Source organism: Flavobacteriaceae bacterium, from assembly GCA_003443635.1.
Taxonomy (GTDB): Bacteria; Bacteroidota; Bacteroidia; order Flavobacteriales; family Flavobacteriaceae; genus AU392.
Genome location: CP031964.1, coordinates 1,616,568 through 1,634,368, shown reverse-complemented (window position 1 = coordinate 1,634,368; position 17,801 = coordinate 1,616,568). Strand labels below are relative to the sequence as shown.

Sequence of the window (17,801 nt, the reverse complement as noted above, 5' to 3'; positions counted from 1 at the left end):
AATTACGCTTTTGCTTTAAGTTTAGTTCTTCTTCTCTCTGCCCAAGATATAGCATGTTTATCTAAGCTTACAGTTAAGTAACGCATAAAACGTTCGTCACGTCTAAACTCTACTTCTAAAGGATTAATTACTTCTCCAGGAGCAGTAAATTCGAATAAGTGATAAAAACCACTTTTTTTGTTTTGAATTGGGTAAGCTAATTTTTTAAGCCCCCAATCTTCTTTGGCTACCATCTTTGCTCCTTTAGAAATAAGAAAATCTTCGTATTTCTTTACTGTTTCCTTTATCTGAGTTTCAGATAAAACGGGATTCAAGATGAAAACAGTTTCGTAATGATTCATAAAATTGTATTTAATTATTTAAAATGGCTGCAAAAATAATCATTATATGTTAGTCTTACAACAAAAATAACATTGATTTTAAGCTCTTTTTGAAATGTTAAAATTTTATTTTTTTAAACACTTTATCGATGTTATTTGGTTTTTGTCCGAATTTTTAGTAATATTGTCGATATCTTAACCTAAAAAACAATAAATGTTATGACTTTAAACTGTGTTGTTGTAGACGACTCCGCTATCCAAAGATTATCGATAGTCAAACTTATAGAGAATCACCCTGCTCTAAATTTGATTGCAGAATATAGTAGTGCTTTGGAAACTAAAAACGGACTCAATACACACAAAGTAGATTTAATCTTCTTAGATATTGAAATGCCTGTTTTAAATGGTTTCGAATTACTAGATGTACTTAATAATAAACCCCAAATTATTTTTGTTACAGGTAAAACGGAATATGCATTTAAAGCATTTAATTACGATGCCACAGATTATCTACAAAAACCAATTACAAGAGAACGCTTTAATACCGCAGTAGAAAAAGCTCTAGAGCAATATAAATTGAAACTAGATTTTAATGAGACTGAAGGAGAGCATATTTTTGTAAAAAGTAATCTTAAAAAGCGAAAAGTATATATAAAAGATATTAAATGGATTGAAGCCCTTGGTGATTATGTAAAATTAGTAACCGAAGATAACAGTCTAGTAGTATTATCTACTATGAAAGCTTTTGAAGAAGAACTTCCTGACGGAAAATTTTTGAGAATCCACAAATCTTATATTGTGAATTTAGATAAAATAGATCGATTTAATAGTAAAAATGTTGAAGTTGGTGCTTACGAAATTCCGTTAAGCCGAAACAAAAAAACATTACTAGTTGATGCTTTAAACAATATTTAAAGCTAAAAAAACAAACTATAAAAACAAAAAAGTCTGCTAATTAGCAGACTTTTTTGTTTTTATAGAACTATTAATAATTATCTACATTAACGATAACTCTAATTGGTCTAAAATCTTTAACACTTAAGAAACTATTTTTGATTTTTAATATTACCTCTTTAGTTTTTGGCAAGGACTGTTCTTGTGGTATTTTAATCAATATATTTTTATGATATTGATTACGTATTCGAGAAATAGGTGGAAATTCTGGTCCTAAAACGTATTTTGTGAAAACTTGTCGTAATGATTTTGCAAACCACTCTGCTCCTTCATTTACTTTATTATAATCTCTATGCTTTAATGTAATTTTAATTAACCTATAAATTGGTGGATATTTATAATTATAGCGATCATCCAATTGCTCATTAAACATAGATGTATAATCATTACTTGATACTTGTTGTAATATATTATGATATGGATTAAATGTTTGTATAATTACCTTTCCGCGCTCTTCTGTACGTCCTGCACGTCCAGATACTTGCTGCATTAACTGAAAACTGCGCTCGTGTGCTCTAAAATCTGGAAAATTAAGCATGTTATCAGCATTCATAATCCCGACAAGTTTAACATTTCTAAAATCTAAGCCTTTGGTAAGCATTTGTGTTCCTACTAAAACATCAATTTCCTGGTTTTCAAATTTAGCAATGATCGTTTCATAGGCATGTTTACCTCTAGTAGTATCTAAATCCATACGAGCAACTTTAATATCCGGAAACAATTCTTTTACCTCTAGTTCTATTTGCTCTGTACCAAAGCCTTTACTATCCATTTCAACACTACCACAAGACAAACAGTTTTGAAGCATTGCCATTTTATAGCCACAATAATGGCATCGTAACTGACTGGTATATTGATGATAAGTTAAACTCACATCACAATTAGGACATTGTGGTGAATGGCCGCAAGTTTGACACTCAACTATAGGAGAAAACCCACGCCTGTTTTGAAATAATATGATCTGATGTTTATCATTTATGGCTTCAGTCATTTTTGCAATTAAAGTATCGCTAAAATGACCTTTCATACGTTTCCGTTTATGCTTATCTTTTATATCGACTAACTCGATCTCTGGCATCAATACGTCATTATAACGTCTGTTTAATTGTACAAAGCCATATTTTTTTTCACGAGTTGCATTAAAATAACTTTCTATGCTTGGTGTTGCAGAACCTAAAAGTGTTTTAGCTTTAAATAAGCTTGCTAATACAATTGCTGAATCTCTAGCATGATATCGTGGTGCTGGATCAAATTGTTTATACGATTGTTCATGCTCTTCGTCTACAATTATTAATCCTAAATTATTAAATGGTAATAACATTGATGAACGTGCTCCTAGTACCAACTGTCCTTTTGATTTATCGTGATTTAAGACGGTATGCCATACCTCAACACGTTCATTTAATGAATATTTAGAATGATATACAGAAACTTGTTCTCCAAAATACAATTGTAAGCGTTGTACCAATTGAGTAGTTAATCCTATTTCAGGCACTAAATACAAAACTTGTTTGCCTTCTGCCAGAATATTTTCAATCAGCTTAACATAGATTTCTGTTTTCCCAGAAGATGTTACACCGTGTAGTAATGTAACATTATGATTTTTAAATGATTCAATTATTTTACTTAAAGCTTCATTTTGGTGTTCGTTTAATTTTTTTGAAGCTAATTTTTTCTCTCCAGAAAACGAAATGCGATTAGTTTGAAGGTAATATTCTTCAAAAACATGTTTATCAATAAGTGCTTTTATTTGCGCTGAAGATGCTTCACTTTTTTCTTTTAATTCTGAAACTTTAATCGGTTTCTTATAACTCGTAGTTAACACAAAATATGTCATTACTAATTTATGTTGTTTTGGAGCTCTGCTTAAATTACTAAGCAATTCTTGCATTGCCTCATCTGAGTTATATTGCTCATTCAAACGAACATATCGAATCAGTTTTGGTTTGTATTTTTCATACAATTCTTCATTTACTTTTACTATTTTTTTTTCGAGTAATCGTTTTAAAACTGGAAGGATATTTTTTTTATCAACTATACGACTTATCTCTTCAACTTTTAAAGTTGACTGAAATTGTAACGCTTCATACACTAAAAACTCATCATCTTTAAGTTCTAAATCATTAATTTCTATTTCTGTTTTAGAAATTATGGTTTCACTCTCTAGTAAAAAAGCACTTGGTAGTACTGCACGCAAAACATCTCCTAAAGTACACATATAATAATCTGCGATCCATTTCCATAATTTAAACTGATGAGAGTTAACTATAGGATGCTCATCCAGCACTTGATGAATTGGTTTGGCTTCATAAACTTCAGGTGCATTTTGATGTATGTTATACACTAAAGCAGTATAAATTTTACTTTTCCCAAAAGGAACTGCTACTCTAATTCCTTTTTTTAAAAACTCTGCTTCAGCTTTAGTAATGCTATAAGTGAACAGTCGTTCTAACGGAATAGGTAATATAACATCTATAAAATAAGAGTTCTGCATTATTTACATTTAGCTCTAAGAAGTCGTAGTGATACATTAAGCTCAAAGCCTAGCAATATAATATTGGAGTTTAACCATAGGTAAAATAACAGTATTAATAATGCTCCAATAGAGCCATAAAGTTTATTGTATTGAGCAAAATTATCGATATAAATACCAAAGAGATACGAATTAATTATAATTAATAATGTCGTAAATAAAGCACCCACTGAAAAGAATTTAGAATGCCTTCCTTCTTTAGTTCCAAAATAGTATAATACTGCCGTAGCTAAATAAACCATAATTATAAAAAAGCCATATTTAGCAAAACCTGTTTTAATAACATAAATTTCAAAATACCCTAAGCCTGCTACAGTTAGTATAAGTAAAAACGCGAGTATTAAGGCTACCCAAAATGCATACAAATATTGTCTAAACATATTACGAGTTAACTGTTCGTGGTAAGAGTTTTCAAATCCAGAAAATACTGCATTAACTCCATTAGCCATTAAAAGCATTGATACAAAAAACACTGATGATATTAATCCCGCTCCATTAATATTATTAAAAATTGTATCAGAAAAAAAGTCGGTAGTTGTTGGTGGTAAAAACGATTCTAAAAATCCTAAAAATTCTGTTTCAAAATTTTCAATTGGAATATGAGGAATCAAAATAATAACAAATAATAAAAAAGGAAATATCGCCATAAAAAAACTATAAGCTATCGCACCAGCTCTGGCAGTTAAAGCGCCTTTAATAATACCAATACTATACATTTCTAACAAATCGTAAATAGATAGGCCTTCAAAACCAGGAAGTTTTACCTGCTTTAAAAATCGTGCCAATAGGTTTAATATTGGAATTTTATCTATTTTATCTTCTATTGGTTTGGTCATTTTAAACCGCTTTCAAACTTAAATCCATATTATATACAGAATGCGTTAGCGCTCCACTAGAAATATAATTTACACCACACTCAGCATAATCTCTTATTGTGCTTTCATTAATCCCTCCAGATGATTCTGTTAAACATTTATTGCCTATTAATTGTACTGCTTTCCTGGTATCTTCATAATTAAAATTGTCAATTAAAATACGATATACTCCATCACTTTTTAAAATCTCTTTTATTTCATTTAGATCACGAGCTTCAACAATAATTTTTAAATCACGATTTTCAGATTTAAGATACTGTTTTGTTTTATCTATAGCCTTTGTTATACCTCCAGCAAAATCAATATGATTATCTTTTAGCATTATCATATCGTATAAAGCAAACCTGTGATTCTCTCCTCCTCCAATGGTTACTGCCCATTTTTCTAAAGCACGAATTCCAGGAGTAGTTTTTCGTGTATCTAATATTTTTGTATTAGTTCCTTTTAATAAGTTAACAAAATGCTTTGTTTTAGTAGCAATAGCACTCATACGCTGCATTGCATTTAATACCAATCGTTCAGCTTTTAAAATAGATTGTGATGCGCCTTCAACATAAAACACAATATCTCCATAAATTACTTCTGTACCATCCTCAATTAAAGTTTCTACTATTATATTTTTATCTACATAAGCAAATACTTGTTTAGCAAATTCTACACCAGCAATAATACCATTATCTTTAACTAAAAGTTTCGCTTTTCCCATAGCAGTATTTGGAATACAAGCTAAAGAACTATGGTCACCATCTCCTACATCTTCTCGTATAGCGTTACTTATAATTAACTCTATCTCTTTATCGAATTGTACTTTACTAATCATTATATATTCTTTACTGCTAAAATAGGGATTGAGATTTAATAAATTTAAAAAATCAAATTCCAAATTTTAAAAAAATGTAACTTTGATCTATGACCATAAAACTCATTGCCATTGGCAAAACAGACAACAAACAGTTACAACAACTTATAGACGATTACCAAAAACGTCTTGGATTTTATATTAAATTCTCTTTTGAAATTATTCCTGATCTTAAAAACGCAAAAAACTTAAGTGAAGATCAGCAAAAACAGAAAGAAGGTGATCTTATTTTAAATAAAATTACATCAACCGATGCTTTAATTCTTTTAGATGAAAACGGAAAATCTTTTGACTCAATTTCGTTTTCTGATTATCTGCAAAAACACATGAATTCAGGTATTAAGCAATTGGTATTTGTAATTGGTGGTCCTTATGGGTTTTCAAAAGACGTTTATAATAAATCACGAGGTAGGATTTCATTATCAAAAATGACATTTTCACACCAAATGGTACGTTTGTTTTTTATTGAACAATTATACCGTGGGTTCACTATCTTAAAGAATGAACCATATCATCATCGCTAAAATTTTAAGGTTTTTTTAGTTATTGTTATGAAATGACTTAATCATCTTAACGACCAAAAATCCATAACAAGCTTAAAAGCAACATTATGAAATCCAACTTTAGTAAAGATATTATCATATTTGATGGTGAATGTAATTTGTGCAATGGTGTTGTAGGTTGGTTATTAAAATTTGCAGATTCAGATATTTTTAAATTTATAGCTTTCCAATCTACTGAAGGCCAAAAATTATTAATTCAATATGGCTTCCCAACTGAACAATTAGAAACCGTAATTTTAATCAGCAATAATAATGTGCATACACATTCTGATGGTTTTTTAAAAATTATATCTCGTATCCCTAAATGGAAACGTGTTGCTGCTCTCCTTGCTTTTGTCCCTAGAATGATTAGAGATACAATATACAGAACTGCATCAAAAAATCGATTAAAATGGTTTGGAACTTCCAAAAGTTGTACTGTAAGTTTTAGATAATTTTAATCTAAATTATTTATTATTAGAATTTATATATTAGTTCTCGCTAAACTAACTATAATGCCTAATTACAAAACTTCACTTTTAAAATACTTTTTATTTTGTTTTTTAGGTATAATTATATTTAGTTGTGGTCATGAAACAACTGTAAATGCTTGGAAGTTTAAGCAAGTAAATAATGACACTATTTGGTATCCAGCAACTGTACCAGGAACCGTACATACAGATTTACTTGCAAATAATCTTATTCCAGATCCCTTTATAAATACTAACGAATTAGATTTACAATGGATTGAAGAAAAAGATTGGGAATATAAAACTACTTTTCAATTAGCTTCAAAATTAATGCAAAAAGAGCATATAGAAATTAATTTTGAAGGCCTTGATACTTATGCAGATGTATATTTAAACGATTCACTAATTATTAGTGCAGATAATATGCACCGTGCATGGAAAACAGATATAAAATCATTATTAATCAATGGTTTTAATTCGCTATATATCCGATTTAAATCACCTGTTAAAGAAGGTCAAAAAAAATTAGAACAACTTCCTTATTATATTCCAGCATCTAATGAAGCGAAACCTATAGGGTTTCAAAACAGTATTTTCACTCGAAAAGCACAATATCATTATGGTTGGGATTGGGGCCCTCGATTAACTACAAGTGGTATTTGGAGATTATTTAGTTTTAAGGGATGGAATTCTGCAAAAATTGAGACTGTAAAGATCGAAACACAATCTATAGTTAGAGATACTGCTGTGTGTATGGTAACTATCAATACTAAATCTATAGAGAATGTTTCCAAAGAAATAATTATCAAACTTAAAGATGTTGAGATTAGTTCTAAAAAAATAACAGAAAAAGATCAAAAATTAATTTATGAAGTTAAAATACCAAACCCAAAACTTTGGTGGCCTAACGGAATGGGAAAACAATACCTTTACAATCTATCTGTTGATTTAAAAATAGACAATAAAATTGAAGATACTTATTATCATAAAATAGGTATTCGCAAAGTTGAATTAATACAATCATCTGATTCACTTGGGAACTCATTTTATTTAAAAGTAAATGGAAAACCTTTATTTATGAAAGGTTCAAATTATATTCCATCTGATTTTTTTAATCCCCGTGCTTCAAAAAATTATAAACGTGTCATACAAGATGCTATAGACGCAAACATGAACATGCTTCGTGTTTGGGGCGGGGCAATTTATGAAAATGACGAGTTTTATTCTCTCTGTGATGAAAAAGGTATTTTAATTTGGCAAGATTTTATGTTTGCTTGTGCAATGGTACCTACCCAAGAATCACATATTAACTCTATTAAGGAGGAAGCAAAAGAAGCTATTCAACGCTTAAATAATCATCCAAGTATAGCTTTATGGTGTGGTAATAATGAGAATTTAACAGGTTGGAAACAATGGGATTGGCAAAACACATATAATTTAAGCAAAACCGATTCTTTAACTATCTGGAATACTTATGATACACTTTTTAACCACACACTTAAAAATTACGTTTCAGAATATGGGAATAACAATTATTGGGCTTCCTCTCCTTCATCTAATATAAATACTGTTCAGAATAAATTTTCTGGAGATCAACACGAATGGGGAGTTTGGTTTAACCAACTTCCATTTAAAGAATATACCGATAATGCAGGACGGTTTATTAGTGAATATGGATTACAATCTTTTCCTGAATTGAATACTATTAAAAAGTTTGATTCTTCTATTAATAAATGGAACATAAATACACCAACTTTAAATTTTAGACAGCGTTCCAAAATGCCATGGATTTCTGAAGATTTTAATGGCTTTGATATGATAAATTATTATATAGATCTGTATTTTCCTTCTCCAAACAATTTAGAAGAACTTATTTATTTAAGTCAATTATCACAGGCTTTAAGCTTGCAATCTGCTACTGAAGCGCATCGTAGAAACAAACCTTATACAATGGGATCATTATATTGGCAAATAGATGATGTATGGCCAACAATTTCATGGTCTACTGTAGATTATTTTGGAAATTGGAAAGCTGCACATTACGCTATTCGAGAAGCTAATAAACCTATCATTGTTTCTGCTGAAATAGATGACGAACAATTAAATGTTTACCTAGTTTCTGACATTTTAGAAGGTTTTAGTGGAATGTGTAAAATTGCCTTAAAAACCATAACAGGAAAATCAATTAAATCTTGGGAGTTTGATTGCTATACTAAATCACAAACGAATACCATTATCTATTCTGAAAATGTAAAAGCATTTTTAGAAGGTTTTCCTTTAGAAAACGTATTTTTAGAAATGACATTATCTCAAAATGAAATGATTGTTGATGAAAGTCTTTTTTATTTTGTAAATCCTAAAGATCTAAAATTGCAGAAGCCCAATATAAATATTGATGTTAATGGAACAGAAGTTACTTTAACAGCTACAAGTTTAGCTAAAAATGTTTATTTATCTACTGGAACTATTGAAGGTCATTTTTCTAACAATTATTTTGATTTGATCCCAGAAAAGTCAAAAACTGTAACATTTTCAAGTGATTCAGAAATTACCGATTTAAAATCTATTTTAAAAATAATATCACTATCAGATATAGATAGGGATTCAAAAGTAGATTCTCTACTAAGTATTGAATGACAAAATATTTTAAATAGTGATTGCTTTACCAGAGAACAACCATTTTATTTGAATTTTTTCACCAGATTGAGTTCGTATTTTTGTCATTCTAGGAGAAAAGACAAATGTAAGTACTGCTGCTATTGCTGATCTATACCCCGTTTGAGCAATTTCATAAAAATAAGGGATTGTAAACCAAATAATTATAAATACTGCAATATAAATTGCATTTCCAATAATAACAGCTTTGGCATGTTTAGAGGGTTTCATCTAATTGGTTTTGTATTGCATTTTTAAATTCGTTTCGATGGTCTACATAAAATGCTAAAGTTGTAAATTTCTTTTTTATTCCATAAAACCCGGTTAAGTATTGAGGTGTTTTTAATGTAATTATAATATTATGATCCTCTATTTCAGTTAATGGAGATAGTTTTCTAACATTACCTTTAAACTCCATCTCTTTGCTACTAAGTTCTATATTTTTTATATTAGTAATATCTATAATAGCTTCACTTATTATTCCATAACGTAAATACACTAAGTTGTTTTCAATAGCATAAGGGCGTTTCATTAAAGATTTTGCAAATCCAAAAATCTGAATTCCAGAATATATACTCAAAATAGTAAGTATCCAAGCTGCAATTTCGCTCCATTTTGCGAGTAGTGTATGTAATACAAGTGTTTCAATAGCAATCACAAAAATTAATGCAATTAATAAAGTAACAGTTCCTGTGTTTTTATGATAACTAAACTCGTTTGGTTTTAGGCTTAGTTTTCGCCAAAAATAAAAGCCATAATAAAACGTTGCTATTTCAGTAACAAAAAAGTGTGCAATTCTTTTTGGCATGATTTCTAAAACAGAAGATTTTAAGGTCGTAAAAAAATCAAAAGAGTTGACTTTATTCTTCTTATAAGCTTTTACTGCTTTCCTTATGTTTATAATAACAAAAATAAGCACTGAAATTTCAACGATTGGAATTATCCATGTTTTAATAGCATTTAATAAAGCTTGATAATCTTTAGGAATCACATAAGATGCTATAATAACACCAATAATAAAAATTGGAACTATAGTTGTTTTAGGAATATTAAGTTTACGAATAAATAAAAAATAAATTATAGGAATGGTTAAGACAAAATCTAAAACAATTGTATTATAAAATGTATTCTGATGATTTGGTATTGTAACAAATTTTGCAGTTAAAAATAGAGTACTAAGAAGTAAAGCGGGAATTAAAAAAGCGATTATATTTTTTTGTTTTGTCTGTAAAACCATAATACTACTTTAAGGTAACCAACTGTATGTCTCACAAAAATTTATTTTGTTACATTTAAAATTATTAAATTTTTAAGTTTTTAAAAAGTGAGAATTTATCTAACAATTTTATATTTGTGAGAACTAAAAAAGATATTTAAATGGAGCTCGTTTTTGCTACCAATAATCGTAACAAAATAAAAGAAGTCCAAGCTTTAATGCCTGAGCATATCACTATTGTTAGTCTAAAAGATATTGGTTGTTTTGAAGATATTCCTGAAAACCAAAATACTATAGAAGGTAACGCTATAGAAAAAGTAAACTATGTAATTGAAAATTATGGTTACGATTGTTTTGCAGACGATACTGGTTTAGAAATAAATGCACTTAATGGAGAACCAGGAGTATATTCAGCACGTTACGCAGGAGAACAGCGTAGCTCCAAAGATAATATGAACAAAGTATTACAAAATCTAAAAGGTGAATCTAATAGAGTTGCACAATTTAAAACGATCATTGCATTATCCTTACATAATAAAGGGCATATTTTTGCAGGCATTTGCGAAGGAAGCATAACCGAAACTAAATCTGGAAAAAAGGGCTTTGGTTACGATCCTATTTTTAAACCTAAAGATTACAAGCAAACCTTTGCTGAAATGGATTTAGAACTAAAGAATAAAATAGGGCATCGTGGAAAAGCGGTACAGCAATTGGTACAATTTTTAAATAGCAAATTTAAAGAATAGTATCGTTGCTATTCTAAAGCAATTGCTCTCATCAAAATATAAAATTATGGTCATCAGAGTATTTAAAGTAAACGTTGTCGAGGAATTAAGAGACGAATTTGAAGAAAAATTTAGAGATGCTGCACTTGGTGTAGTGGATAACCACGAAGGAATGCTCTCTGCAGAAGTTGGTAAATCTATAAACGATGAGGATACTGAATACTTAATGTTTTCTGTTTGGAAAGATTTGGATTCTATAAAAGCATTTGGAGGAGATGGTTGGAAAAAAGCTATTATCCCAGAGCATATGTTAAAATATATGGCAGATTTTAGTTTAAAGCATTATGGAGAATTTTAGCATGAATTAAAAAAAGCAGTTATAATCATCATTTTTTTTTCAGAATTTCATCAGTCACAATATTTTCATGAAAATTCACTTTTTCATTAATTAAATGTTCAATCCATTTATTGAAATCTAAAACTAAAAACCCTATTCTAAAAAAACCAATAACTCTAATTCTGTTATTATGATTAGGTATTGCTTATTTAAGCTTTGTTAATTCCATTGGAGAATCTACACCTATAAGTTTAATAACTTCACCTCTATCAAAAACAAATTGAATACGTTCTTTTAAATTATCGACAATAAATATGTGGTCAGCTTTAGGTATTAGTTTAATTTTTCCACCTTTACCAACGATTTCTGCATATAGAATTTTCTCTTTTAGAGAAATTATAATTTCCAGGTTAGCATCCTTATAATTTCCAATGTATTTTATATATTCAGCATTATTTAGTTTTTTCACTCCCCTCACCTGAGGGATAAAATTAACGAGGTTTTCGTAATTAGATGGATGTATTTTTTCAGAATTATGCTCTTTTAAATAATCTAAAGCTAGCAGATAACCTTTAGAAAATGCTTCATCACTTGAAACTTTAATATTTGGAATTACTCCTACTTGCTCAAAACTAGTTTTCGTAATTGCATTTATGGTAGCTTCACTAGCAATAGTAACTGTAAATCTGCTATTAACACGGTGTGTCATTGCTCCGTTGCCAGCGCCTGCAGTAATCTCTCCAACAATTGTAGCACGTTTAAGGTGTTTTAACATATATGCTAATGATTCTGCAGCTGAAGCCGATCTGCTATTCACCAAAATATATATAGGAATATTAGGAAGCTTAGTTCCAGGAATATTTACAGTAGTATGAACACCGTAACGCTGATCAGAATATCTATAATAATAATCTGATAGATGAATGGATTCTCCATCAAAAAAATAACTTATCAAATATGCTACAATCTCTTCAAAACCACCACTATTATTTCTTACATCTATAATTAATGCATCTGTATTTTGTATCGTATTAATAGATCTAGTAATTACTTTTTTGGCTTCTTCAAAATGATTCCAACTTGTAAAGTGATTAATTTTTAGATAGCCAATGTTTCCGTCAAGAATTTTAATTTCTTGGAGCCCATAATTAGTCCATTGGCCTCTATTATCAATTTGGGTTGACACTTTATTTTCTTTTGAAGTATCATCTACATTTGTTTCTAAACTATATGTTACAGACATATGCAAATCACCATTCACAGACCGTAAATCTGAAGTTAACTGATTTGCTAAAGCATTAGGGTTGGTTATATCTTTATATGCCCCACTTTTCTTTTGAGCTTGAATAAAATCACTAATTTCTTTACCAATTTCTAGAGAGACATAGTATTGCTCTACTAATTTAGTGATCGAATCTATTACTATAGTTAATTCATTTTCATTAACAGGATTAGTAACTTCTTTTTGAGCGTAAGTTGTATAGTTAAAAATTAAAGTTATTAGTAGAATTAACAAATAATCTATAACCCTTCCATAATTGTTTTGTTTTATAACCCCTTGTTTTGTTTTCATAATTTCAGCTTTATATCTATACCAAAATTAGATAGTAATTATATATTAAAATAGAATGAGATTAGCGCTAGTATTTAAAATTTTCTAAAGTGTTTTGGTAAAAACCCTGTCATTTGTTTAAAATTTCTTGTAAAATGACTTTGATCTGTAAATCCACAATGAAAAGCAATTTCAGTAAGTGTCATACTGGCATTTTTAATTAATTCAATACTCTTATCAATCTTTAGTTTACGCAGATATTCACCTAGAGTGCAAGAAAAATATTTTCTAAAGTATTTTGAGATTGTTACTGGATGCACACCAATATTAGTAGCTAAATTTGATAATGACATGGGTTGATTCCAATTTTCATGAATTAACTCCTCTAAATCACTAACCCATTGAGGTATGTACTCTGATTGAGGTTTATTTGAATGATTTACTAACTCTAACAATAATGATTTAATACTAGTTCTGCTAGTCGTATCATTAAGTAACATTTCTTGTTGCATTTTTAATATTAATGCCTTAGCATTGACATTGTCCTCTATCGATTTTTTAATATCAAATTCTGAAAGATTGTACTCTTTTAAAAAGGTATTATCAATCTCGATATTTGCACTTTTTGAAATAGGATTAGGAGAAATCCAACGATGTTTCTCTTCAGAATGGTAAAAGAAAATACTACCGCTCTTTTCCGTATATAAAGTATCATTTTTTTTATCTGCTCTTCCTCCTTGAAACACAAAGCATATATGAAGATTTTCGTGATAATGCCAATTTGAGCTACTCTTTTTATTTGAATAATGAGTTGTAGTTAAAATACTCCCGTCAATATTAACATTACTTATAATTTCGCCTGTATATTCACCCTTGTTAAGCTGTAGCATTTTTTTAACTATAAAAAAGTAGTTTTATCCCGTAAGATAACGAAGTTAATAGTTTTAAATTTCAAAATCAACGTAGTTAAAATAAAGTTGTACATTTGCGCCTTTAAAAATTCCTCAGGGTGAGGATGTGTTACTCAGAAGTTTAAAATTTAAGTCGATACTCTTCAATATGTAACACTACATATATAATCGAATATTAAACACAGATGAGTACTTTCCAAGAATTAGGTCTTAATCAAGATCTATTACAAGCTATTGATGATTTAGGATTTAAAACACCTAGTGACGTTCAAGCAAAAGCAATTCCAATTTTATTAGATCAAGAAACCGATTTAGTTGCCTTGGCACAAACAGGTACTGGTAAAACAGCAGCATTTGGTTTTCCTATGTTAGAAAAAATAAATATTGATAGTCGTACGACTCAAGGTTTAATTTTATCGCCTACTCGTGAGCTTTGTTTACAAATTACCAATGAGCTTAAACAATATGGCAAATATTGTAAAGGGCTTAATGTAGTTGCCATTTATGGTGGAGCAAGCATTACAGACCAAGCTAGAGATGTAAAAAAGGGAGCGCAAATTATTGTAGCAACTCCTGGTCGTATGAAAGATATGATTAGCAGACGCTTAGTAAATATTTCTAAAATAGAATATAGTGTTTTAGATGAAGCAGATGAGATGCTTAATATGGGTTTTTATGAAGACATTACCGATATTTTATCGCATACCCCTGAAGAGAAAAATACATGGTTATTTTCGGCAACAATGCCTAAAGAAGTTTCTACAATTGCAAAAAAGTTTATGCATCAGCCTGTAGAAATTACGGTTGGTTCAAAAAATGTAGGTAGTGATCAAGTATCTCATGAATACTATTTAGTAAACTCTCGTGATCGTTATTCTGCTTTAAAACGATTAGCAGATACAAATCCTGATATATTTTCTGTTATCTTTTGTAGAACAAAAAGAGATACGCAAAAAGTGGCCGAAAAATTAATTGAAGATGGGTACAGCGCAGGAGCATTACACGGAGATTTAAGTCAGAATCAACGTGATTTAGTAATGCGTTCGTTTAGAAATAAACAAATACAAATGTTAGTTGCTACAGATGTAGCTGCTCGTGGGATTGATGTAGATGATATTACTCATGTAATTAATTATCAATTACCTGATGAAACAGAAACTTATACACACCGTAGTGGACGTACTGGTCGTGCAGGAAAGACTGGGGTATCCATGGTAATAGTTTCTAAAAGTGAAGTACGTAAAATAAAAAGCATTGAACGTATTATTAAAAAGAAATTCGAAAAGAAAGAAATTCCAAGTGGTATAGAAATTTGCGAAGTGCAATTAATGTCTTTAGCAAATAAAATTCATAATACAGAGATTAATCATGAAATAGATCCTTATCTAGATAATATTAATGATCTATTTGCAGATACTAGCAAAGATGAGCTTATTAAAAAATTCTTTTCAGTAGAATTTACTAGGTTTTTCAACTATTATAATAAAGCTAAAGATCTCAATGTCGAAGCTAATCATAGTAGTGAGCGTGATAGCGTTCATAATGAAAACGCGACACGTTACTTCATTAATGTTGGTAAAAAAGATGGTTACGATTGGATGAAGTTAAAAGATTTTTTAAAGGAAGTTTTAGAACTTGGTCAAGATGATGTTTTTAAAGTAGAAGTTAAGGATAGTTTTTCATTTTTTAATACCGACATAGCTAATCAAGAGAAAGTATTAGCATTTTTCACCGACTTTAAACAAGATGGTCGCTTTGTAAATGTAGAAATTTCTGAAGATAGAGGACGTAACAGAAATAGAGGGCGTGGAGGAAGACGAGACGACAGACGTGGAGGTAATACTGGAGGTAGAAGAAGGCGTGATAATGAAAAACGAGCTTCATCTTCAGGAAACAGAGGCGATCGACGAGGAAACAGTGATGGAAGATCAAGATCGAGGCGTTCAAATTCAGATTCAAGATCTTCAGGAAATTCTGGAGTTTCAAGACCAAGGCGTTCGAGGAGATAACAGACCTCTTGTTAATTTTTAGTCAAATTTATATTCAAATCGGGTTTTATTCGTTTTGTTTATTACTTTTATAACATAATTGATTTTAATGAAACAATTTTTAATAATAGCCTTTTTAATATGTATTAGTAGCATTAGTAGTAATGCTCAAGAAACTTTCGTTAAAGCGACTATTGTTAAAACTGATGGTGTTACTCCTTTAGAGAATGTAAATATTGTTAATTTAAATCTAGTAAAAGGTACTGCAACAGATAGTTTAGGAGCTTTTGAAATAAGAGCAAATGTTAATGATACACTTCACCTTTCTTATTTAGGATATAAATCTATTAAAGTTCGTGTAACTAATGATTGGATTAAATATAAATCTTCTGCAGCTACAAAAATTCAATTAACAGAGTTAGCATTAGCTTTAGAAGAAGTTGTGGTAAATGAATTAAGATTAACTGGTTTTTTGGCTTTAGATATACAGCAAGTTCCTTTAAATAAAAATGTACGTTATAGCATTTCTGGCTTACCATCTACAGGTTACGAAGGAGGCCGTAGTTCTAAAAACGCATTGACTCGTACATTAGGTGCAATTTTTAATCCTGTAGATTTTCTGCATAACGTATTTGGTAAAAAACCTCGTGAATTACGTCGTCTAAGAGATTTTAAAAAAGATGATGAACTTCGAAATCTTTTAGCAACACGATTTGATCGTGAAATGCTTACTGCTTTATTAAAAATTGATAAAGTAGATTTAGATTTACTTGCTAGTGAATGTGACTACTCTAAAGATTTTATAAACACAGCAAATGATCTTCAAATGTTAGACGCTATAAGTGAATGTTATGAAGAATATAAGGTTTTAAATAGAAGCAGAACAAGTAAGCTTTAAGTATTTTATTCTCTGGAATGCAAAGCAATTCTATTCCCTTCACTATCTATAAAAATTGCCATATATCCTATATCTGGAGAAATTTGAGTTTTAGGTTGAACTAATTTACCACCTGCAATTTCTACTTTATTCAATTCATTAGTTACATCTTCAGAAGAAAAATATATTAAAACGCCTTGTGTATTACTTGGTTCATAAGCATCATTTTTAACTAAAGATCCTGGAGCTCCAGGTTTATCTTCAGCAAAAGGAAACCACCCCATTAAAGTATCTCCAAAATCTTGAACCTGAATATTGATATTAAACACTTTATCATAAAACGCTTTTGCTCTATTCATATCAGTTACTGGGATTTCAAACCAACCTACTAAATTATTTTCCATAGTTTCTATTTTTAATCAATTTCTAAAATTTCTTTTAAACTAGCTAACCCTTCTTCAAAATCACCACCTACAGCTTTGTCCATATTAAAAAACAACATAAAAATGTTTGAAGGCACCTTGTTTTTTCCAAAGAACCCCCAAGTTACTTTTGTTTTACCATTACCCATATCTTGAACATTAGTTGATGCTTCAGATTCTGACTTCCATGGTTTATAAAAGCGCATTTGTACCTCTATAGATTTATTATCTGTAATTTTTATAATCTCTTGTTCACCAGTACCAACATCTTTATTACCTTCCCATCGAGAAATAAAACCTACTTCTCCATCAGTACCAATATATTCTTGTTTCATATTTGGATCTTTCTTTTTCCAAGGTGACCATTGTTCTTGATTTTTAATATATTTTAAATACTCAAATACCTCTGGTAAAGGTTTTTCTATTACAATACTTCTACTAATATTAAATTTTTTAGGAGCGACTATTGCTAGGATAATAAATAGAGCTATTATTCCTAATATGACATATATAAAAATCATGCTTTAAAGAGTTAGTTTATTATAAATCCGTTTGATTTAAAAGT

Annotated in this window: 18 protein-coding genes; 8 read left to right on the top strand and 10 right to left on the bottom strand. The window is 29.7% G+C overall.

Features of this window, described 5'->3' with window-relative positions; translation table 11 throughout:
* Positions 1–2 precede the first annotated feature (2 nt).
* A complete protein-coding gene (locus D1817_07460) occupies positions 3–341 on the bottom strand; it encodes a 30S ribosomal protein S6 (protein ID AXT19720.1) in 339 nt (112 codons plus the stop codon).
* Positions 342–539: 198 nt separating this feature from the next.
* Between D1817_07460 and D1817_07455 the strand changes: the two genes are divergently transcribed.
* Complete coding sequence (locus D1817_07455) at positions 540–1,235, top strand: DNA-binding response regulator (GenBank protein AXT19719.1); 696 nt, start codon at positions 540–542, stop codon at positions 1,233–1,235.
* A gap of 70 nt (positions 1,236–1,305) precedes the next feature.
* Here D1817_07455 and priA read toward each other — a convergent pair whose 3' ends face one another.
* From priA to nadC, 3 genes are read right to left on the bottom strand one after another with little or no spacing between them, the layout of a single operon-like run.
* Positions 1,306–3,768, bottom strand: coding sequence for a primosomal protein N' (gene priA / locus D1817_07450; GenBank protein AXT19718.1), 2,463 nt, complete (start codon positions 3,766–3,768; stop codon positions 1,306–1,308).
* A complete protein-coding gene (locus D1817_07445; protein ID AXT19717.1) occupies positions 3,768–4,643 on the bottom strand; it encodes a YihY/virulence factor BrkB family protein in 876 nt (291 codons plus the stop codon). Before D1817_07445 ends, priA begins: the two co-directional genes overlap by 1 nt.
* Before the next feature lies 1 nt (position 4,644).
* Positions 4,645–5,502, bottom strand: coding sequence for a carboxylating nicotinate-nucleotide diphosphorylase (nadC, locus tag D1817_07440; GenBank protein ID AXT19716.1), 858 nt, complete (start codon positions 5,500–5,502; stop codon positions 4,645–4,647).
* A gap of 89 nt (positions 5,503–5,591) precedes the next feature.
* Here nadC and rlmH point away from each other — a divergent pair, with 89 nt between their 5' ends.
* The 3 genes from rlmH (at position 5,592) to D1817_07425 (ending at position 9,190) form a co-directional block, all read left to right on the top strand.
* Positions 5,592–6,065: a 23S rRNA (pseudouridine(1915)-N(3))-methyltransferase RlmH gene (gene rlmH / locus D1817_07435; protein ID AXT19715.1), complete on the top strand. Its 474-nt coding sequence runs from the start codon at positions 5,592–5,594 to the stop codon at positions 6,063–6,065.
* Between the two features lie 86 nt (positions 6,066–6,151).
* Positions 6,152–6,538 carry a DUF393 domain-containing protein gene (locus D1817_07430; protein ID AXT19714.1) on the top strand — a complete coding sequence of 129 codons (387 nt, stop codon included), beginning with the start codon at positions 6,152–6,154 and terminating at the stop codon, positions 6,536–6,538.
* Between the two features lie 60 nt (positions 6,539–6,598).
* Positions 6,599–9,190, top strand: coding sequence for a glycoside hydrolase family 2 protein (locus tag D1817_07425; protein AXT19713.1), 2,592 nt, complete (start codon positions 6,599–6,601; stop codon positions 9,188–9,190).
* 9 nt (positions 9,191–9,199) lie between these two features.
* On the opposite strand, the gene D1817_07420 is transcribed toward D1817_07425, so the two are convergent.
* Both D1817_07420 and D1817_07415 read right to left on the bottom strand, forming a co-directional pair.
* On the bottom strand, positions 9,200–9,439 hold the full coding sequence (locus D1817_07420) for a hypothetical protein (GenBank protein AXT19712.1): 240 nt from the start codon (positions 9,437–9,439) through the stop codon (positions 9,200–9,202).
* Entirely contained in the window at positions 9,426–10,445 is a 1,020-nt protein-coding gene (locus D1817_07415; GenBank protein ID AXT19711.1) for a hypothetical protein, read from the bottom strand. Before D1817_07415 ends, D1817_07420 begins: the two co-directional genes overlap by 14 nt.
* Positions 10,446–10,585: 140 nt before the next feature.
* Between D1817_07415 and D1817_07410 the strand changes: the two genes are divergently transcribed.
* Entirely contained in the window at positions 10,586–11,170 is a 585-nt protein-coding gene (locus D1817_07410; GenBank protein ID AXT19710.1) for a non-canonical purine NTP diphosphatase, read from the top strand.
* A 46-nt stretch (positions 11,171–11,216) separates the two neighbouring features.
* Positions 11,217–11,507, top strand: a complete 291-nt coding sequence (locus tag D1817_07405; protein AXT19709.1) for an antibiotic biosynthesis monooxygenase — start codon at positions 11,217–11,219, stop codon at positions 11,505–11,507.
* 184 nt (positions 11,508–11,691) lie between these two features.
* Here D1817_07405 and D1817_07400 read toward each other — a convergent pair whose 3' ends face one another.
* Positions 11,692–13,059 carry a hypothetical protein gene (locus D1817_07400; protein AXT19708.1) on the bottom strand — a complete coding sequence of 456 codons (1,368 nt, stop codon included), beginning with the start codon at positions 13,057–13,059 and terminating at the stop codon, positions 11,692–11,694.
* Positions 13,060–13,133: 74 nt separating this feature from the next.
* On the bottom strand, positions 13,134–13,928 hold the full coding sequence (locus tag D1817_07395; GenBank protein ID AXT19707.1) for an AraC family transcriptional regulator: 795 nt from the start codon (positions 13,926–13,928) through the stop codon (positions 13,134–13,136).
* A 206-nt stretch (positions 13,929–14,134) separates the two neighbouring features.
* Here D1817_07395 and D1817_07390 point away from each other — a divergent pair, with 206 nt between their 5' ends.
* Both D1817_07390 and D1817_07385 read left to right on the top strand, forming a co-directional pair.
* Entirely contained in the window at positions 14,135–15,958 is a 1,824-nt protein-coding gene (locus D1817_07390; GenBank protein ID AXT19706.1) for an ATP-dependent helicase, read from the top strand.
* 88 nt (positions 15,959–16,046) lie between these two features.
* Complete coding sequence (locus tag D1817_07385) at positions 16,047–16,835, top strand: carboxypeptidase-like regulatory domain-containing protein (GenBank protein ID AXT19705.1); 789 nt, start codon at positions 16,047–16,049, stop codon at positions 16,833–16,835.
* 5 nt (positions 16,836–16,840) lie between these two features.
* On the opposite strand, the gene D1817_07380 is transcribed toward D1817_07385, so the two are convergent.
* Positions 16,841–17,218 carry a VOC family protein gene (locus D1817_07380; protein AXT19704.1) on the bottom strand — a complete coding sequence of 126 codons (378 nt, stop codon included), beginning with the start codon at positions 17,216–17,218 and terminating at the stop codon, positions 16,841–16,843.
* 11 nt (positions 17,219–17,229) lie between these two features.
* Positions 17,230–17,757 carry a polyketide cyclase gene (locus D1817_07375; protein ID AXT19703.1) on the bottom strand — a complete coding sequence of 176 codons (528 nt, stop codon included), beginning with the start codon at positions 17,755–17,757 and terminating at the stop codon, positions 17,230–17,232.
* Between the last annotated feature and the right edge of the window lie 44 nt (positions 17,758–17,801).